General features: G+C 69.8%; 14 protein-coding genes. 8 read left to right on the top strand and 6 right to left on the bottom strand.

From position 1 onward, the window contains the following. Positions 1-25: 25 nt before the first annotated feature. Together ACIHCQ_RS31620 and ACIHCQ_RS31625 are read left to right on the top strand one after the other, a co-directional pair. The gene (locus ACIHCQ_RS31620; RefSeq protein ID WP_399669961.1) at positions 26-1,249 is read left to right on the top strand and encodes an acetyl-CoA C-acetyltransferase; all 1,224 of its coding nucleotides are present in this window, start codon (positions 26-28) and stop codon (positions 1,247-1,249) included. 79 nt (positions 1,250-1,328) lie between these two features. Beyond that, positions 1,329-3,542, top strand: a complete 2,214-nt coding sequence (locus ACIHCQ_RS31625; protein WP_399669965.1) for a 3-hydroxyacyl-CoA dehydrogenase NAD-binding domain-containing protein — start codon at positions 1,329-1,331, stop codon at positions 3,540-3,542. Positions 3,543-3,567: 25 nt separating this feature from the next. Here ACIHCQ_RS31625 and ACIHCQ_RS31630 read toward each other — a convergent pair whose 3' ends face one another. Together ACIHCQ_RS31630 and ACIHCQ_RS31635 are read right to left on the bottom strand one after the other, a co-directional pair. Next, positions 3,568-4,185, bottom strand: coding sequence for a gamma carbonic anhydrase family protein (locus ACIHCQ_RS31630; RefSeq protein WP_399669968.1), 618 nt, complete (start codon positions 4,183-4,185; stop codon positions 3,568-3,570). Positions 4,186-4,271: 86 nt separating this feature from the next. Beyond that, on the bottom strand, positions 4,272-5,000 hold the full coding sequence (locus ACIHCQ_RS31635) for a MerR family transcriptional regulator (RefSeq protein ID WP_399669971.1): 729 nt from the start codon (positions 4,998-5,000) through the stop codon (positions 4,272-4,274). A 134-nt stretch (positions 5,001-5,134) separates the two neighbouring features. Here ACIHCQ_RS31635 and ACIHCQ_RS31640 point away from each other — a divergent pair, with 134 nt between their 5' ends. Beyond that, a complete protein-coding gene (locus ACIHCQ_RS31640) occupies positions 5,135-5,614 on the top strand; it encodes a macro domain-containing protein (RefSeq protein WP_399669974.1) in 480 nt (159 codons plus the stop codon). Between the two features lie 138 nt (positions 5,615-5,752). Here ACIHCQ_RS31640 and ACIHCQ_RS31645 read toward each other — a convergent pair whose 3' ends face one another. After that, entirely contained in the window at positions 5,753-6,826 is a 1,074-nt protein-coding gene (locus ACIHCQ_RS31645; RefSeq protein WP_399669977.1) for a S1 family peptidase, read from the bottom strand. Positions 6,827-7,256: 430 nt separating this feature from the next. Here ACIHCQ_RS31645 and ACIHCQ_RS31650 point away from each other — a divergent pair, with 430 nt between their 5' ends. Continuing rightward, positions 7,257-7,400, top strand: a complete 144-nt coding sequence (locus tag ACIHCQ_RS31650; protein ID WP_399669980.1) for a hypothetical protein — start codon at positions 7,257-7,259, stop codon at positions 7,398-7,400. Here ACIHCQ_RS31650 and ACIHCQ_RS31655 read toward each other — a convergent pair. Further along, positions 7,388-7,861, bottom strand: a complete 474-nt coding sequence (locus tag ACIHCQ_RS31655) for a hypothetical protein (RefSeq protein ID WP_399669983.1) — start codon at positions 7,859-7,861, stop codon at positions 7,388-7,390. The genes ACIHCQ_RS31650 and ACIHCQ_RS31655 overlap by 13 nt on opposite strands. A gap of 721 nt (positions 7,862-8,582) precedes the next feature. Here ACIHCQ_RS31655 and ACIHCQ_RS31660 point away from each other — a divergent pair. Then, the gene (locus ACIHCQ_RS31660; protein ID WP_399669986.1) at positions 8,583-11,390 is read left to right on the top strand and encodes a glycosyl hydrolase; all 2,808 of its coding nucleotides are present in this window, start codon (positions 8,583-8,585) and stop codon (positions 11,388-11,390) included. 48 nt (positions 11,391-11,438) lie between these two features. On the opposite strand, the gene ACIHCQ_RS31665 is transcribed toward ACIHCQ_RS31660, so the two are convergent. Further along, positions 11,439-12,500 carry a LacI family DNA-binding transcriptional regulator gene (locus ACIHCQ_RS31665; protein ID WP_399669989.1) on the bottom strand — a complete coding sequence of 354 codons (1,062 nt, stop codon included), beginning with the start codon at positions 12,498-12,500 and terminating at the stop codon, positions 11,439-11,441. A 228-nt stretch (positions 12,501-12,728) separates the two neighbouring features. On the opposite strand from ACIHCQ_RS31665, the gene ACIHCQ_RS31670 reads away from it, so the two are divergent. The 3 genes from ACIHCQ_RS31670 to ACIHCQ_RS31680 all read left to right on the top strand — a co-directional run bounded on the left by ACIHCQ_RS31670 (position 12,729) and on the right by ACIHCQ_RS31680 (position 17,898). Continuing rightward, positions 12,729-14,714 (top strand): Xaa-Pro dipeptidyl-peptidase, encoded by a 1,986-nt coding sequence (locus ACIHCQ_RS31670; RefSeq protein WP_399669992.1) that lies wholly within the window; start codon positions 12,729-12,731, stop codon positions 14,712-14,714. Positions 14,715-14,734: 20 nt separating this feature from the next. Then, positions 14,735-16,030 (top strand): M14 family metallocarboxypeptidase, encoded by a 1,296-nt coding sequence (locus ACIHCQ_RS31675; RefSeq protein ID WP_399670107.1) that lies wholly within the window; start codon positions 14,735-14,737, stop codon positions 16,028-16,030. A 77-nt stretch (positions 16,031-16,107) separates the two neighbouring features. After that, positions 16,108-17,898 (top strand): BCCT family transporter, encoded by a 1,791-nt coding sequence (locus ACIHCQ_RS31680; protein ID WP_399669995.1) that lies wholly within the window; start codon positions 16,108-16,110, stop codon positions 17,896-17,898. Positions 17,899-18,038: 140 nt separating this feature from the next. Here the strand turns inward: ACIHCQ_RS31680 and ACIHCQ_RS31685 are convergent, their stop codons facing one another. Continuing rightward, positions 18,039-19,535, bottom strand: coding sequence for a vanadium-dependent haloperoxidase (locus tag ACIHCQ_RS31685; protein WP_399669998.1), 1,497 nt, complete (start codon positions 19,533-19,535; stop codon positions 18,039-18,041). Positions 19,536-19,654: the final 119 nt, after the last annotated feature.

Consider the following 19,654-nt stretch of genomic DNA (forward strand, 5'->3'; position numbering starts at 1 on the left):
ACAGCTGATTCGAAAGGTTGTTGTCTTGAGTACCGAAGGTACCGAAGCGTATGTGTACGACGCGATCCGAACCCCGCGCGGGCGCGGCAAGGCCAATGGCGCTCTGCACGGCACCAAGCCCATTGACCTCGTCGTCGGTCTGATCCATGAAATCCGGGCGCGTTTCCCCGGGCTCGACCCGGCGGCGATCGACGACATCGTGCTCGGTGTCGTCGGGCCGGTCGGCGACCAGGGCTCCGACATCGCACGCATCGCGGCGATCGCCGCGGGGCTGCCCGACACGGTGGCCGGCGTACAGGAGAATCGCTTCTGCGCCTCGGGTCTCGAAGCGGTCAACATGGCGGCGATGAAGGTCCGTTCGGGCTGGGAGGACCTGGTGCTGGCCGGCGGCGTCGAGTCGATGTCCCGGGTGCCGATGGCCTCCGACGGCGGCGCGTGGTTCGCCGACCCGATGACCAACTACGCGACCGGTTTCGTGCCGCAGGGCATCGGCGCGGACCTCATCGCCACGATCGAGGGCTTCTCGCGTCGCGACGTTGACGAGTACGCGGCGCTCTCGCAGGAACGGGCCGCCACGGCGTGGAAGGACGGGCGCTTCGAGCGCTCCGTCGTCCCCGTCCGGGACCGCAACGGCCTGGTCGTACTCGACCACGACGAGCACATGCGCCCCGGCACGACCGCGGACAGTCTCGCGGCGCTCAAGCCCTCGTTCGCGGGGATCGGCGACCTGGGCGGCTTCGACGCGGTGGCGCTGCAGAAGTACCACTGGGTGGAGAAGATCGACCACGTCCACCACGCGGGCAACTCCTCCGGCATTGTCGACGGCGCGGCGCTCGTCGCGATCGGTTCGAGGGAGGTCGGCGAGCGCTACGGGCTGGTGCCGCGCGCCCGGATCGTCGCCGCCGCGGTCTCCGGGTCCGAGCCGACCATCATGCTGACCGGGCCCGCGCCGGCGACCCGTAAGGCGCTCGCCAAGGCGGGGCTGACGATCGGCGACATCGACCTGATCGAGATGAACGAGGCGTTCGCGGGGGTCGTGCTGCGCTTCGCGCGCGACATGGACGTCTCGCTGGACAAGATCAACGTGAACGGCGGCGCGATCGCGCTGGGGCACCCGCTGGGCGCGACGGGGGCGATGCTGCTGGGCACGGTGATCGACGAGCTGGAGCGGCAGGACAAGCGGTACGGGTTGGTCACGCTGTGCGTGGGCGGCGGGATGGGGATCGCGACGGTGATCGAACGGCTGTAGTCGAGTCCGGCCGGGCCCGGGCCCGGGCCCGGGCTCAGGGTTCGCCACGCAACGCACCCACCAACATGGAGACTTCGCAATGACCGAGAGCACCGCCAAGAGCACGACGAGCACGTCCGAGAGCACCACCATCCGCTGGGAACAGGACGCGACCGGCGTCGTCACCCTCGTCCTGGACGACCCCAACCAGTCCGCCAACACCATGAACCAGGCCTTCAAGCAGTCCATCGCCGCGATCGCCGACCGCGCCGAGGCCGAGCAGGACTCCATCCGCGGCATCATCTTCACCTCCGCCAAGAAGACCTTCTTCGCGGGCGGCGACCTCAAGGACATGATCAAGGCCGGTCCCGAGGACGCCCAGTACGCCTTTGAGACGGGCATGGGTATCAAGCACGCCCTGCGCCGGATCGAGACCCTCGGCAAGCCCGTCGTCGCCGCCATCAACGGCGCCGCTCTGGGCGGCGGTTACGAGATCGCCCTCGCCTGCCACCACCGCATCGCCCTTGACGCCCCCGGCTCCAAGATCGGCCTGCCCGAGGTCACCCTCGGCCTGCTCCCGGCGGGTGGCGGTGTCACCCGTACCGTACGGCTGATGGGCATCGCGGACGCGCTGCTGAAGGTCCTGCTCCAGGGCACCCAGTACAGCCCCCGGCGCGCCCAGGAGAACGGCCTCATCCACGAAGTCGCCACCACGACCGACGAGATGCTCGCCAAGGCCCGCGCCTTCATCGACGCCAACCCCGAGTCGCAGCAGCCCTGGGACGTGAAGGGCTACAAGATCCCGGGCGGGACCCCGTCGAACCCGCGGTTCGCCGCCAACCTCCCCGCCTTCCCCGCGAACCTGAAGAAGCAGACCGCGGGCGCTCCCTACCCCGCCCCGCGCAATATCCTGGCCGCGGCCGTCGAGGGCTCGCAGGTCGACTTCGAGACCGCGCAGACAATCGAGGCGCGCTACTTCACGGAGCTCGTCACCGGGCAGATCGCCAAGAACATGATCCAGGCGTTCTTCTTCGACCTCCAGGCCGTCAACTCCGGTGCCAACCGCCCCGCGGGCGTCGAGCCGCGCCGGGTCCGCAAGGTGGCCGTGCTCGGCGCCGGGATGATGGGCGCGGGCATCGCGTATTCCTGCGCCCGCGCGGGCATCGACGTCGTCCTCAAGGACGTCACCGCCGAGGCGGCGGCCAAGGGCAAGGCGTACTCCGAGAAGCTGCTCGCCAAGGCGCTCTCCCGGGGTCGTACGACCGAAGCCAAGCGCGACGCGCTGCTCGCCCGCATCACGCCGACCGCTGACGCCGCGGACCTGGCCGGCTGCGACGCCGTGATCGAGGCGGTCTTCGAGGACACCGCCCTCAAGCACAAGGTGTTCCAGGAGATCCAGGACGTCATCGAGCCGGACGCGCTGCTCTGCTCCAACACCTCGACCCTGCCGATCACCCTGCTCGCCGAAGGCGTGTCCCGGCCCGTCGACTTTGTCGGGCTGCACTTCTTCTCGCCCGTCGACAAGATGCCGCTCGTCGAGATCATCAAGGGTGAGCAGACCGGCGACGAGGCGCTGGCCCGCGCCTTCGACCTGGTCCGGCAGATCAACAAGACCCCGATCGTCGTCAACGACTCGCGCGGTTTCTTCACCTCGAGGGTGATCGGCCAGTTCATCAATGAGGGCGTGGCGATGGTCGGCGAGGGAGTGGACCCCGCGTCTGTCGAGCAGGCCGCGGCCCAGGCCGGGTACCCGGCCAAGGTGCTCTCCCTGATGGACGAACTGACCCTCACCCTGCCGCGCAAGATCCGAGACGAGACGAGGCGCGCGATCGAGGAGGCGGGCGGCAGCTGGGCCGGGCACCCGGCGGACATGGTGATCGACCGGATGGTGGACGAGTTCGGGCGCCCGGGCCGCAGCGGTGGCGCGGGCTTCTACGCGTACGACGAGGACGGCAAGCGGGCCGGGCTGTGGCCGGGGCTGCGCGAGCACTTCGCCAGGCCGGACTCGTCCGCGTCCGATGTACCGTTCGCCGACATGCAGGAGCGGATGCTGTTCTCGGAGGCGCTGGACAGCGTCCTCTGCCTGGAGGAAGGCGTGCTGACGTCGGTCGCCGACGCCAATATCGGCTCGATCATGGGCATCGGCTTCCCGGCCTGGACGGGCGGCGTGCTCCAGTACATCAACGGGTACGAGGGCGGGCTGCCCGGCTTTGTGGCGCGCGCCCGGGAGCTGGCGCAGAAGTACGGCGAGCGCTTCGAGCCGCCCGCGCTGCTGGTCGAGAAGGCGGAGACGGGCGAGCGGTTCGGCGACTGACCACTGAGCGGGTGAGACCGTCGGGTCACTCCACCGAGGGGTCGACCGGGCGGTCCCGCCGGTGACGTTCCAGCGCCCGGCCATAGCGACGGGTCAGGTCCGGCATGATTGACTGCCCCTCGTCGGGCCGGGCCAGACCGAAGACGTAACCGGGGAAGTCGAGCTCCTTCTGGACGGCCCAGATCCCTTCGTGGTCGTCCGGACTGAACAGCTGCGCCGGATCGCCTACGGCGACCCAGCCGATGGGTACGGTGGTCCCTTCGGGGACGACCGTGCGCAGGTGGACGACGGCGTTGATGCGCACCTCCGTGCGGGCCCCGATCGCGGCGCCGTTGAACACCCGGCTGCCGGTGGCGAGGAAGACCTCATCGGCGATGTCGCAGCCCACCAGGTACGCGCCGGGCCCGACCAGGACATGACGGCCCAGGCGCACCGGATCGCGCGGTGTTCCGCGCAGGACCGCGTTCTCCATCACGACGCAGTCCTCGCCGAGTTCGACGGGTCCGCCCTCGGCGGTGAGTACGGCCCCGAACAGCACCCGGCAGCCCGGCCCGACCCGTACGTCGCCGCAGAGGGTGGCGGTCGGGGCGACGTAGGCGGTGGGATGCACGACGGGTGAATGGCCTTCATGTTCAAGCAGCATGGTCACCATCGTGCCCTGGTGTCGCTCAGTCCGCTCAGTCCGCGGGGTGCGCTGAGCCGCTGAGCCGCTGAGCCCGCTCAGTCCGCTCAGTCCGCGGTGAAGGCGGCCCGCAGCTCCTCCTTCAGCGACCGCTGGAACGCGGTCACCAGCGCCTGCACCACCATCGGCTGCATATGCGCCGACAGCGACCTCATCGCCGCCACCTGCTCCGGGTCCGACTCCCGCTCCCGGTACGGGTTCCACACCTCGTCCCGGAAGAGCCGGGTGAGTTCGTGCGCCGCCGAGCGGGTGTGCTCCAGCAGGACCGTACGGGCCGCCAGGATCGTCTCGTACGCGATCGGCACGTCCAGCAGTTGCACACCGAGCCGCAGCAGCCCCGGGTCGAGCCGGAAGCCGTCACCGCCCGCGCGCTCCAGGACGCCCATCGCGGCGAGCCGGTCGATGTCCTCCTCGGAAAGACCTCGTCCCGCTCGGCGTTCGAGATCGGCGCGGGTCGCCTCCTCGGCGGAGTCCGGGGTCCAGGAGGCGACCAGTGCGCGGTGGATCGCGAGATCGTGGGCGCTCAGATCGTCCGGCAGCTGCGCCAGGTAGCGCTCTATCGCGGCGAGCGTCATCCCTTGGTGCTGCAACTCCTCGATGAGGGCCAGCCGGGAGAGATGTCCGGGACCGTAGTGGCCGACGCGGCGCGGGCCGATCACCGGGGGCGGGAGCAGACCGCGCGTGCTGTAGAAGCGGACGGTGCGCACGGTGACCCCGGCACGCGCGGCCAGCTCGTCGACGGTGAGCGTCGGCTCCGTCGACTTGTCGGTCGCCATTGCTGCGCCTCGCTTCCCCTTTTCAGTGCCGCCGTTCCGTGCCACCGCGCGGATGCGGTGTAACAGTATTACTGTCTCACCAGTGTTGTGGATATGTCCCGACGACTGTCAGCGGCGGCCCGTACGGTTTTCGCATGTCCGAGATCGAGTACGTACGGGGGGACGCGACCGCGCCGCAAGGCAAGGGCGTCAAGCTGATCGCACATGTCTGCAACGACCTGGGCGGCTGGGGCAAGGGCTTCGTCCTGGCGATATCGCGGCGCTGGGCGGAGCCCGAGGCGGCCTACCGGCGCTGGCACCGGGAGCGAGCCCGCAATGACTTCGGGCTCGGCGCCGTGCAGTTCGTCCAGGTGGGCTTGTACGTGTGGGTGGCCAACATGGTGGGACAGCGGGGAATGCGGACCGGCAGCAAGGGAGTTCCGGTGCGGTACGAAGCGATCGACGCCGCGCTCGGCGCGGTGGGGGACAAGGCCGTGGCCCTCGGCGCGTCCGTCCACATGCCGCGGATCGGCTGCGGGCTGGCGGGCGGGAAGTGGTCGCGGATCGAGCCGCTGATAGCCGACCGGCTGGTGGCCAGGCACATACCCGTGACGGTGTACGACCACGGGGACTGATCGCGCGGGTGGAGTGGCAGCACGAAGGGCGTGCCCACCCCAGGGGGCACGCCCTCATGTGCGCCTCAGGCGCCTCATGCGCCTCAGGCGCCTCATGCGCCTCAGGCGCCTCATGCGCCTCATGCGGCTCGTCGTGCGTCAGTACACGACCACTCCGTACGCGGTGAGTGCCTCCCGCACCGGCTGGTGGATCGCCGATCCGTTGGTGCCGGTGCAGCCGGAACTGCCCGAGTGGATGCCCAGGGCCGTGGTACCGGCGAAGTGCGCGCCGCCGCTGTCGCCGCCCGCCGAGCAAGCCGTGGTGCGGACCATGTTGTAGACCGGCCCGTCGCCGTAGTTGACGGTCACATTCACGGCGGTGACGTTCCCGCTGGTCACCTTGGTCGTGGAGCCGCTCTTCCTGATGGCCTGGCCGACGATGGCGTCCGCCGCCGACGAGATTTCCTGGAAGCTGCCGTTGTAGAGGTTGACGTTCCCGGCGGGGGACGAACCGTTCGTATAACGGACGATGCCGTAGTCATTGGTCGGGAAGCTGGTGCCCTCACGCGTCCCGATGGCCGCGCCGCCGGACGTCGCCGACCAGCTGGTCGCCGAGTTGGTGCAGTGCCCTGCCGTCACGAAGTAACGGAGCGTGCCCTTCGATACGTTGAACGCGGCCGAGCAGCGGAAGCCCCCGCCGTAGATCGCGTCGCCGCCGGCAACTTCCTTCTTGAAGACGCCCGGTACGCGCTTGATCCGCACCGCATCGCCGAGGCTCGCGGCCACCTTCTCCAGGCGGGCCAGGGAGAACGCGGACACCGACTGGTCGGCCTCCACCGAGACCTGGTTCGTCGCGGGATCGATGCCCCATGACGTTCCGGTGATCTTCGCCTTGCTCTCCAGGGTGGCCATGGCGGATTCGAGCTGGGCCGTATCGCGCCGGACGATCTCCGCGCGTGCGCCGGCGGCCCGTACCCGCTCGGCCGAGGCCGCGTCGGTGACGGTGACGACCAACTCGCCGCTCTTGGCGTCGAGATAGGAGCCCGCAGTGTGGTCGCCGAGGGCGCGATCGAGGGAGGAGTGCAGCGAGTACTGCGTCGCTGAGGCGGAGACACCCGCGGTGGGCTGCGCGGTGGGTTCCGGGGCGGCGCCGGCCGTGCCGGTGCCGAGGCCGACGGCGGGGAGGGCAATGAGGAGCGAGAGGCAAATGCGCGCGCGAAGCGTGCGTCTCATGAGGGGCTTCTCCTTCGTACGAGTCCGCAGTGGGGGGTTGCCGGGGAGCAGATGGACTGGACCAGTCCGGAGAGTGCGAACTCAATGTGGCATGGCCCTGTCACGCACACAAGGGCGTCTGAGGCCCGTGAAGCGCGTGACAGCGGAAGATCCACGCCGGCCCCGGTGGCGTGTTTGGCCTACAGGGCGGCGTGGGCGGCCCGTTCACGCCGGGTGCGGCCGTCGGCGAGCCGCTGGTAGTGGCTCGCCTTGGCGTGCAGGCACTCGCTCTCGCGGCGCAGACGGTGCTGCTTGGCCAGGACTTCGGCCGCACGGACATCGCCCCTGAGCCGAGGGCGGTGATCGTGCCGTCGCCGTGGAGGCGGGCGGCTCCGGCGGACAGCAGGGTATTCAGGCCTCAATCCACGCCGAGCGCGATGCTGTGCCCACTGTGAGCGGTCTTCGGCACGGCGTGGGTGTAGGCCAGATCCACCCGCTCGCCGTGGAGGCGGAGGTGGGCAGATGCAGCACCGCGCCCGGCGGGATGGTGGGCGGCAGCGTGATCGGGCAGGCCATCCACGATCAGTCCCGGTAGGAGCGGGGGTGCCGGCGAAGCGGGAACTGTAGCCGCAGGAGCGCCCGCCCCGGTGTGTCGGCGCGTTCGATGGTGGCCTGCTGCCCGTCGCAGGCGGACAGCAGGAGCATCAGTGCCGCCCCGGGGGCTGCCTCCAGCTCGAACACATCGGCCGACAACCGGCCGTGCCGCTGGGCGAAGGCAGCGATCTGCCGGGTGCGGCCCTTGATGACATTGGACGGCAGGTGCTGCCCGCCTGGCACCGCGTCCCGCACCGCGTCCCGCACCGCGTCCCACTCCTCACCGGTGCGCCTGCCCGGATCGGCGGGCCAGGTCCTGAGCACCCCAGCCGTGAGGTCGGCGCGCCACTGCGCCGAGCGCAGGAGTCGCCCGGCTTGCTCCTGCGCCATCCGCACGATCCGGTCATTGACACGAAAGCTCTCCGGGACGGTGACGGTCCAGCCCATACGGCGCAGCGCCATCCACGCCTGCGACGGCAGCCCGCGCCCCCGCCGTCCTCACCGGAGGCGAGCGCCTCCGCATCGGCGGCGTTCCAGTGACCGGCCAGCACACCGGCGGCCATGTCCGACGCCATATCGGCCGCCCGGCCCACCCGCTGCGCCACAGCGGAAGAGGCCAGCAGTTCCCCGCTCTTCTCCTCCACCCCGGCCCGCAGCACACCACGGGCTCACGCGGTACGTGCCGCCTCCCCCGCGGCGAGGGGCGGCCTCCTGCTCCCCGTTGCTGCCGACCGTGCCACCGCAACCACCCCCCTCCACGCCGCCACCCCATCAACGACACCCGCCCGGAAAGGTCACCCATTCGACCTACGAATCCATATGCGACGGGACACGCACCCGACACAAGGCACCCCACCTCGCGAGCCAACAGCCATCCACCAGCCGCCCAACGGAACACGCAGCCCTACCACGGATACCTAAAGAAATACGTGAGCCTCCCTTGGCTTCGGCGGAGCGAGGGCGAGCGGGTGAGAGCGCTCTCAAAATTGGGCCTGGAGCGTGCCCCTCAGTTCCTCATTCCGTCAAGACTCGAAGGCGTGACGGCTTGGACTCAGCTGCAACTGCCGTCTGTGTCCAAGCTATTGACATGAATGTTTCAGGAGTTTTACGTTCCTCACCATCTGAGAGCGCTCTCGGACGCTACGCCCCCCGCCACCTTCCGCCCCGAACCGAGGTGCCGTAGATGCCAGCCCCCCGCACTCGACCAGCCCGAGCACCAGCCCGCCCAGCTCGACCAGCTGCCGCGCTGATGCTGGTCACCGCCCTGGCCGCCATCAGCCTCGGCCCGGCCGCCACCCCGGCCGCGGCTGCCACCGTCCCCGTAGGCTCCGGCAGTTACTCCGACACCCGCCCCGCCGGTACGTCGGGCCCGACCACCAACACCGGCGCGCCGGTCACCCCCAAGCTCACCGCCGCCGTACGGGACAAGCCGGTCCCCACCAACGACTGGTGGTCCTCGCTGGCCTTCCAGCGGTACGGCGACAACCCCTGGTCCACCCCCATGTACGGCCACCCGCTCACCTACCAGGCAACCGCCGCCGGACTCGAGGTGGGCTACCCGACCACCCCGGCGATCGTGGGCGAGGGCCGCCAGTACGAGTACGCCCACAAGCGCGACCTGACACTCGGTCTGACCGGGCTCAACTCACCGGACACCAAGGCCGACGCCTGGTCCGACTGGACCGTGACCCCCTACTGGTCCGACGGCGCCCGCACGCTGCGTACCACCATCGGCCACGGCATGCCGTTCGTATACGCCAAGGGCTCCGGCGGCAACGCCCAGATCACCACAGCCGCCGCGCCCACCGTCTTCTCCGACCAGGGCAATGTCCTCGGCATCACCGTCGCGGGCCACCACTACGCCCTGTTCGCGCCGACCGGCGCCGACTGGAACGTGGCCGGAACCACCGTGACCGCCGGTCTCGGCGCGAAGGACTACTTCTCGCTCGCCGTACTGCCCTCCACCGACGCGCTCGCGACGTACAAGAAGTACGCCTTCAGCTTCGTCACCGGCTCCAAGGCGACCTGGAGCTACACCGGCGGCACGGTCGGGGCCACCTACGCCCTGACCACCGAGGCCAAGGAGGGCACCGAGCGCGGCACGCTCCAGGCCCTCTACCGCCACCAGTGGCTGAACACCACGGACGCGCTCACCCCGTACACCTATGTCTCGCCGCGCGGCACCATGAAGGTCCGCGAGTCGGCCTCCTTCACCACCAGCCAGAAGGCGTCCGCCGCGCTGCCCGGACTGCCGAGGACGAGCGCGGTCGACTCGGCCCGGCTCAAGGGCTACCTCGACCAGGTCGCCAACGCCGCCGACCCCTTCGACGGCGCCACCGACACGTACTGGACCGGCAAGGCGCTGGGCAAGCTCGCCCAGCTGGTGCCCCTGGCCGACCAGACCGGCCAGACCGCGACCCGTGACAAGCTCCTGGGCCTGATGAAGGGCCGTCTCCAGGACTGGTTCACGGCGGGCGGCGCGAACGAGTTCTCGTACGACAAGTCCTGGAAGACGCTGACCGGCTACCCCGCCTCGTACGGCAGCGACACCGAACTCAACGACCACCACTTCCACTACAGCTACTACGTCTACGCCGCGGCGATCATCGCCCAGTACGACCCGGCGTGGGCCGCCGACTCCGCGTGGGGCGGCATGGTCAAGACCCTGGTACGGGACGCGGCCAACCCCAGCCGCACCGACACCGCCTTCCCCTTCCTGCGCGGCTTCGACGTGTACGCGGGCCACAGCTGGGCCTCGGGCCACCAGGGCTTCGCCGCAGGCAACAACCAGGAGTCGTCGTCGGAGTCCACCAACCTCTCCGCGGGCCTGATTCTCTGGGGCTCGGCCACCGGCGACACCGCGCTGCGTGACCTGGGGACCTACCTCCTGACCACCGAGGCCGAGGCGATCGCCCAGTACTGGTTCGACGCCGACCAGCAGGTCTTCCCGTCCGCCTTCGCCAAGGACACGGCCGGCATGGTGTGGGGCAGCGGCGCGGCGTACGCCACCTGGTGGACCGCCAACCCCGAGGAGATCCACGGCATCAACGCCCTTCCGATCACCGCCGGTTCTTCCCTGCACCTGGGCGGCGAGAAGGCCGCCATCCGGCGCAATATCGCCGAGATGGAACGGGAGAACGGCGGCCCGGCCGTCGAATGGCGCGACATCCTCTGGGAATTCCAGTCGCTGGCCGACCCGGCGGCGGCGAAGTCCAAGTGGGACGCGGGCAACGCGGGCTACACCCCCGAACAGGGCGAGTCCAAGGCCCATACGTACCAATGGATCACCACCCTGGACGCGCTCGGCGCACCGGACGCGACGGTGAGCGGGGACATCCCGAGCTCCGCGGTCTTCACCAAGGGCACGGTGCGGACGTACGCCGCGCACAACTACGGCTCCACGGCCCGTACGGTGACCTTCTCCGACGGCAAGACACTCAGCGTTCCGGCCCGTTCGACGGCGACCGGCACCGGGGCCGGGGGCGGCCCGGACCCGGACCCCGAGCCGCCGACCGGCAACACCTTCCAGCTGCGTACGGGAGGGGTGCTCACCACGGCGACGACCGGCACGGCGGGCGCGGACACGATCGCCTCGGCGGCCGGAGCGAACTATGACGGCACCCCGCACCTGCCGCTCGTCTACGAGGTCAAGCAGGTCAACGGCGTGGTCGCGCCCGGCGCCGCGACCGCGTTCCGCCTCCGGCTGGACGCGGGCACGGCGGTCGGCCTCGGCCAGCAGGCCAGGATCAGCTACGACCTCACGGGCGACGGCACCTTCGAACGGACCGAGACGTACAGCTACTTCGCGACCGACCCGGTGACCGGCTGGGAGGACTACGCCCAGTCGCGCGGCCTGAAGTCGGCGACCGGCAGCCTCGGCGACCTCAAGTCGGGCACCGTACGGCTGGAGGTCTGGCACGCCATCGGCAATGGCACGGCGAAGCTCCAGACCGGCCCGGCGACGTCGACACTCGTGATTCCCTACAACTGACCGTCACAAGGGAGCTGAGGAAGCTGCTGTCGGCGGGCGCCGGGCCACTCAGGCCGACGCCCGCCGCACCAGCGTGGTCGGGGTGATCACGGATGCGGGGACCCCCGCCCCCGCATCACCCCCATTGCTCTCATTGCTCTCATTCAGTACCCGCATCAGCAGCCGCACCATCAACCGGCCCATGCCCTCGATGTCCTGGCGGACCGTTGTCAGCGCGGGCTCTGTCGACCCGGCGACCGAGTCCATGTCGTCGAAGCCGACCAGCGCCACATCCTCGGGCACCCGCAGCCCGCGTTCGCGCAGCGTCCGCAGCGCCCCCGAGGCCATCAGGTCATTGGCGGCGAAGACGGCGTCCAGGTCAGGGCGGCGCTCCAGCAGCTCGGCCATCGCCCGCGCGCCGCTGTCCGCCGTGAAGTCGCCCTGGCAGATGAGCTCCGGATCGGCGTCGAGGAGGACGTCGCGATAGCCGTCCATCCGGTCCAGCGCGGAGGTCTGATCGCGCGGGCCCGCGATGTGCGCGATGCGCTCGCGGCCGAGGGAGACCAGATGCCGTACGGCCTCGCGGGCACCGCCACGGTTGTCGGCGTCGACATACGGGACGGCGAGTTCGGCGGTGGCGACGCCGGGCCAGCCGGGACGGCCGCCGAAGACGGTCGGCACCTTCACCCGGCGGATGATGGAGGGCAGTTGGTCGTCGTTGTGGAGCGAGAAGGCCAGCGCGCCGTCCACATGGCCGCCGCCGAGATAGCGGGCGATCCGGTCGTAGTCGCCGGGACCCTCCACCCACAACAGCACCAGCTGGGAGTCGTACGCCGTCAGCTCCCGGCTGATGCCCCGCACCTGCTGCTCGAAGAAGGGGTCGGAGAAGATCCGGAACTCGGGCTCGGTGATGATCACGGCGATCGCGCCATTGCGCCGGGTGACCAGGGTGCGGGCCGCCTGGTTCGGTACGTATCCGAGCTCGTCCACCGCCTGGCGCACCTTGTCGACCAGTACCGGGCGCACTCCCGCGCCGCCGTTGACGACCCGGGAGGCCGTGGCCCGGGAGACGCCGGCGCGGGCGGCGACGGCTTCCAGAGTGGGGCGGGACCCAGTGGTCTGCTCGGGCAAGGCGGGCGCTCCTACGTGTGCTCGGTCTCGGTGTCTGTGTGCTCGTGTGTGCTCGGTCTGCTGACGCTGCCGTACAGGCTATCCGGTCCGAGGCGGTTTCTGAGAGCGCTCCCATTCGCTCCCGTCCCGCTGTACCGGTCGCCGACATGATCCCCTCTGTCCCATCTGCCCCTTTGATGCCTCTACGGCACTCTGTCGCAAGGGAGTTGACCGGAGTACCTTCCGCCCATGCCGATACGTGTGCGGACCACCCGCTTGACGTACAGATCGCTGGTGATGGCGGCCTCGGCCGCCCTGATGGCCGTGACCCTCGCCCCGACAGCCGCCCAGGGCGCACCCGCCCGGGAGGCTCGCGAGAGCAAGCCCGTCCACTCGTACGAGAACGCGATCCGCGAATCCGTATGGGTCGATACCCGGCTCGACGGCGACGGCGACGGAAAGACCGACCGGGTCGCCGTGGACATCGTCCGGCCCCGCGAACCCGCGCAGCAGGGCCGGAAGATCCCCGTGATCATGGACGCCAGTCCGTACTACTCCTGCTGCGGACGCGGCAACGAGAGCCAGAAGAAGACCTATGACGCGAACGGGAACCCGGTTCAGTTCCCGCTCTACTACGACAACTACTTCGTCCCGCGCGGCTACGCCTTCGTCGCGGTCGACCTGGCGGGCACCAACCGCTCCGACGGCTGCGTGGACGTCGGCGGCCCGTCCGACATCCAGTCCGCCAAGGCGGTCGTCGACTGGCTGAACGGCCGCGGTCGCGGCTACACCACCCGTACCGGCGGCGAGCGCGCACGCGCCGCCTGGAGTACCGGCGCCACCGGCATGATCGGCAAGAGTTACGACGGCACGATCGCCAACGGCGTCGCCGCCACCGGAGTCGAGGGGCTCAAGACGATCGTCCCGATCGGCGCCATCTCCTCCTGGTACGACTACTACTTCGCCAAGGGCGCCCCGCTCTACAACTCCGGCCCCGACTGGCTCTCCAACCGTATCGAGAGCCCCGAGGCCCGCGCCCGCTGCCAGGCCGTCCAGCAGCGGCTGGTCGACGAGGCCCCCCGCACCGGAGACGTGACCGGACTGTGGAACGAGCGCGACTACGTTCCCGACGCCGACAACGTCGAGGCGAGCGTCTTCGCCGTGCACGGCATGCAGGATCTCAACGTCCGGAGCAAGCACTTCGGCCAGTGGTGGGACGCCCTCGCCGACGAGGGCGTGGAGCGCAAGGTCTGGCTCTCGCAGACCGGGCATGTCGACCCGTTCGACTTCCGGCGCGCCGAGTGGGTCACGACCCTGCACCGCTGGTTCGACCACTACCTCCTCGGCTACGACAACGGCATCGACCGCGAGCCGATGGCCGACATCGAGCGCGCCCCCGACCAGTGGGCCACCGACCGCCACTGGCCGCCCCGGGCCACCGACACCACCAGCCTCCGCCCCGGAAAGGGCACGGTCGCGGGCGTCGGCACGCTCGGCCTGAAGCCCGCCGCTCCAGGCGCGAGCGAGACTTTCACCGACGACCCGGCGCTGGGCGAGACCGACTGGGCCGCCCGGATCGAGCAGTCGACCCCCGCCAAGGCCGGATTCATCACCGAGCCGCTCGGCCGCGACCTGCGCCTCTCCGGCTCCTCCCAGGTGACGATCACCGCCACCCCCTCCACCACCACGGCCCATCTCTCCGCCGTACTGGTCGATCTCGGCCCCGACACCATCCGGGACTACGCCGCCGCGGGCGAAGGCATCACCACCCTCGCCGAACGCACCTGCTGGGGCCCGGGCACCGCCGGTGACAGCTCCTGCTTCAAGGAGACGACGGCGCGCACGGCCGCCGTCGACTACACCATCTTCAGCCGCGGCTGGGCCGACCTGGGCAACTACGCCTCCGCCGCCAAGGGCCGCCCGCTGACCCCCGGCAAGGCGCACACCATCACCCTAGACCTGCACGCCGCCGACCATGTCGTCCCGGCGGGCCACCGTCTCGCCCTGATCGTCGCCGGTACGGACCGGGGCCTCATCGACCCTCCGGCCGCCGGCCCGACGCTCACCGTCTCTCTCGCCCGAACGGCCGCGAAACTGCCCATCGTCGGCGGCGCCTCCGCGTTCGTACGCGCCACCGCGGGGTCCACTGAAGCGGTCGGTCCCCGTGAGTCCCCTCTCGACGGGGTGTCAGAGCCGCGCCGGATCCGCCCGATACCCGGAGGCACCACCCGATGAACTCACTGATGAAGTCCCGGATGAACTCCCGTATCCATATACGTCTGCGCGTCCTGGCGCTGACCGCGATCGCCGCGGCGCTCGCCGTACCGCTGGTCACCGCGCCCGCTGAGGCGGCGCACACCCCGCCACCGCGTACCGGCTTCGAGAGCAGCGACGGCGCGCGCTGGACCAGCCAGCCCGAGGAGCAGACGTTCCTGGCCGCCGTCGACCGGGGCAGCGACCGCGTGTCGGTGGGCAGGATCGGGACGACGAAGCAGGGCCGCCCGCTCCAGCTCGTACGCATCGGCGCGCCGTACGCCACGCACACCGTGCTGCTGATCTGTACGCAGCACGGCGACGAGCCGTCGGGCCGGGACGCCTGCCTGACCAAGATCCGTGATCTCGTGTACGCGAAGGACGGCGCGACCCGGCGCCTGCTCGCCCGCACCCGCATCCTCGTCGTCCCCACCGCCAACCCGGACGGCCGCGCCGCGAACACCCGTGGCAACTCCGACGGGGTGGACATCAACCGCGACCACATCGCGCTGAAGACCGCCGAGGGACGGGCCATCGCCGCCGTCATCCGTGACCAGCGCCCGGACGTGATCTACGACTTGCACGAGTACGGCGCCACCCCGCCGTACTACGACAGGGAGCTGTTCGACCTTTGGCCGCGCAACCTCAACACCGACGCCAAGGTCCACGACGAGTCGCAGATCCTGTCCGAGCGGTACGTCCGCCCGGCCGCGCACGCGAGCGCCTTCACCATCGGCACGTACGGCATCTGGACCGACCCGGTCACCGGCGACCCGATCAGGCAGGTCGCGGGCGACGGCCAGGAGCGCATCCTGCGCAACGCCTCAGGCGTCAAGAACGCGCTCGGCCTCCTCATCGAGAGCCGTGTCGATCCGCTGACGGAGGGGGAGCAGGCCGACGCCGCGCTGAACAACCGGCGCCGGGTGGCGAGCCAGCTGGCCGCCCTGGGCGGCCTGGTCTCCTTCAGCGACGAACGGCGCGGCCGGATCGAGGCCGCGACCACCGGCGCCCGGCTGGCGGGTTTCAAGGACCGTGGCCCGGTCTATCTGGGCGGCGCGGACAACGACCCGGCGACCGGCGAGGAGACGCTCGCGGACCCGCCCTGCGGCTACCGGCTCGACGCGGCGCAGTACGAGGAGGTCAAGGACGAGCTGGCACTGCACGGAGTTGTCGCGCGACCAGAGGCAGAGGGGGCGTTTGTGCCGCTGCGGCAGACCGAGCGCGAACTGATTCCGCTGCTCCTCGACACTCGCGCGGCCTACCACCTCACAGCCGGTGACCCGGTGACCGCCTGTTGATCCTGGCAGGGGTGCGGCCCGTGTGGTACGGGGTACCGGAGAGCGAAATGCTCCAGAACCCCTGAAAGGTGCCGCTTGTGTCGCACGACGAAAAGAAACCGGGACAGCGGTTGCGACTGCCGGTGCGGGCGGCCCTGCCGGGCCGCCATCCGTACGAGGACAAGCCGCCCGTCACGGACCGGGTGGTGTTCGGCGTAACGGCCTGTCTCACCCTCGCCTTCATGCTGTGGGGGACGGTCTTCACCAAGGCGCTGGAGAGCGCCTCCGACACGATGCTGAACGGCCTGATGCACAACGGCGGCTGGGCCTTCGTCCTGGCCGCCTCGGGCTTTGTCGTCTTCGCTCTCTGGCTGGCCATCAGCCGTTACGGCCGGATCCCGCTCGGTCAGGAGCACGAGGGACCCGAGTTCCGTACGGTGTCCTGGGTCGCGATGATGTTCAGCGCGGGTATGGGCATCGGACTGATGTTCTACGGCGTCAGCGAGCCGCTCGCGCACTACACCGACCCACCGCCCGGGACCGACCCCGCCGACTCGGCGCAGGCCATGCAGACGGCCATGGCCACCACGCTCTTCCACTGGACCCTCCACCCCTGGGCGATCTACGCGGTGGTCGGCCTCGCCATCGCGTACAGCACGTTCCGGCGGCGCAGGCGGCAGACCATCAGCGCGGTCTTCGAGCCCCTGATCGGCAAAAAGCGCGCCGACGGCCCACCCGGCCGGGTGATCGACATCCTCGCGATCTTCGCCACGCTCTTCGGCTCCGCCACTTCGCTGGGCCTCGGCGCCCTCCAGATCGGCAGCGGATTCAGGGAGCTGGGCTGGATGGAGAGGACCAGCACCGGGCTGCTCGTCGCCATCATCGGGGTGTTGACCGCCGCGTTCGTGTTCTCGGCGATCTCGGGCGTCGAGAAGGGCATCCAGTGGCTGTCCAACACCAACATGGTGCTGGCCGTGATCCTCGTCCTCTTCGTCTTCGTCGCCGGGCCGACGATCATCGTCCTCGATCTGCTGCCGACCTCGATCGCCTCCTACCTCGGGGATCTGCCGCAGCTCGCGGGCCGTACGGAGGCGGCGACCGGGGGTGGTGAGGCCGTCGCCGACTGGCTGTCCAGCTGGACGGTCTTCTACTGGGCGTGGTGGATCTCCTGGACCCCGTTCGTCGGCATGTTCATCGCCCGCATCAGCCGCGGGCGCACCATCCGTCAGTTCGTCGGCGGCGTGATCCTGGTGCCGAGCACCGTCAGCCTGGTCTGGTTCGCGGTCTTCGGCGGTACGGCGATGAAGCTCCAGGAGGGCGGACGCCTCGCGCCGGAGACGACGCCCGAGGGCCAGCTCTTCGGCGTGCTCCAGGAGTTTCCGATCGCCGGTGTGATGAGCCTGCTGGTGATGATCCTGGTCGGGATCTTCTTCGTTTCGGGGGCCGACGCGGCCTCCATCGTGATGGGCACGCTCTCCCAGAAGGGCACGTTCGAGCCGCACCGGTTCATCGTCATCTTCTGGGGCGTGGTGACCGGTGGGGTGGCGGCGGTGATGCTGCTCGTCGGGCAGGGCAAGGGCGACGCGCTCGCCGGACTGCAGCATCTGACGATCCTCGTCGCGGCCCCGTTCGTGCTGGTGATGATCGGCATGTGCCTGTCGCTGATGCGCGATCTGCGCCAGGACCCGCTGATCGTGCGGGGTGAGCTCGCCGAGGAGGCCGTGGAGACGGCCGTGATCGCGGGCCATGAGAAGTACGCGGGTGAGTTCGAGATCCGTATCGGCCCGGGCCCGGGCCCGAGCCCGAGCCCGGAGGCCGAGGACAGCACGGAATCGGACAGGTCTCCGGGATCCCGCGAATCCGGGGGATCCCGGGCAGATGAGCCCTGAGCAGGACGAGCGCCGAATTCCGGTGGACGGGCGGGCGGTGACAGGGGATCCTTCGTCGCCGCCCGCACCATGGAAAAGCGTGCTGGTCGCGCCCACGGGCCTTTACCGGCTGGCGGGTCTTCTCTGACCCACCAGTCCCATCAGACGGCGATGGTGGTGCCGTCGAACCGGTTGAGAGTGAAGACCGCGTCCTCCAGGGTGGTCTCCTTCGCCTCGCGCAGGAGACCGATCGCTATCTCCTCGCCCAGCCGTACGCCCCGGGTGTAGTCGGTGCGCCAGTGCACGCCGGCCATGTTGCGCCCGGTGGCGATGTTGGCGGCGACCTTGTTCAGTTCGCCGCCGACGGTGAGCCGGTCGGCGTCCGGGCCGGTGTACGGCTCCAGGGCGGTGCCGTCGGTGCTGGGCACGACCGGACCGGGCAGGATGTGCGACTCGTCGAACCATGCCTTGAGGAGGGTCACGCACGCTCCCGCCACCGTGGCGTGTCCGGAGGCGTACGAGGGATGGGTCGGGCTCCCCTCGGGGAACGCCTGCGGCATCAGATAGCTGCCGTGCTTCTCGAAGACCCGCTTGACGGCGACGGAGTCCAGCACCTCCGAGTCGATGGGGTACTCGCGCTGCCCGCGCAGCTGCTGGTGGACCCGGCCGCCGAACTCCTCCGGCCGCATCCGCCGGTGGACGTACCACTTCTGGTACCACACTGCCCTGAGGGCGCGCGTGGCCACTTCGGTGACGAGGGAGAGGATGTGCGGGCCGCCGTACGTCGCGAAGCCGACCTGGTTGCGCGAGAAGTTGTACGGATTGCCCGCGTCCACCGGCGCGTTCGCGCCCAGCAGGATGAGTGCGGCGTTGAGGTAGGCCTCGTACAGCGCGTCGAAGTGCACATAGTGCGCGAGGTCGCGCGGAGTCTGGATGTATCGTCGCGTCGCGAAATTCCGCTCGTCCGGCTCACGCTCGGAGCCGTTCTGGACCTCGAGCCACTCGCCCCAGGTGGTGAGGTGGTCGACCGGGCGGGCCAGGGTGTCCTGCCGCTGCGAGATCAGCAGCGTGCCGTACGGGATGTCCTTGAGCAGGAACTGCGAAAGATACGGCCCGATCAGGTCGTGCCGCGAATCCCCGCGGAAGATCGTCTGCGGTGTCACCAGGCCGCCCTGCTTGGGCGCCCGGAAGTCCGAAAGACCGCCCAGCTCGGTGGCCGCTTCGGCGACCAGGCCGCTGTCGCCGAACCGCGTGAACAGCACATCACGGCAGAGCGCCATCCAGTACAGCTCCACCGCCTCGGCGGAGTTCTCCGCGCTGTCGGTGCGCGGCGCGGGCGGGATGGTGAGCGCCTGCGCGTCCGGGCCGTCCAGGCCGAAGGAGAGTCCGGCCTGCGGGTTGACCAGCCCGCGTGTGTCGCCGAGCGGGATCCGCTCGAAATCCTCGTAGCTGCCGGTGGCCAGTGCCCGGCGGAGCAGGCGGTAGGCAGCCGGTTCGACCTCGCCGTACTTGTTGTGCGGAAGCGCCTTGGAGTAGTTGCAGATGAAAGGGTGGTCCGTCTCCTCCCCATTGGCGGCGTGGACCGGTACCTGACGCTGAAACTCGGCCTCGGCGGCCTGGATGCGCGTGTCACGCGCGACAAAACGACGATCACTCATGCGAACTCCCCGTATTCCCCCGTGAATTGTGCGTAGAACCGCACTCCTTCTATGAAACTTCGGGTGATGTAGGACCACTGTAAGAAAGCACCTAATCCGGTATATCTACACATATGAGG

Origin of the sequence: Streptomyces sp. NPDC052236 (genome assembly GCF_044548015.1) — a bacterium.
GTDB lineage: Bacteria > Actinomycetota > Actinomycetes > Streptomycetales > Streptomycetaceae > Streptomyces.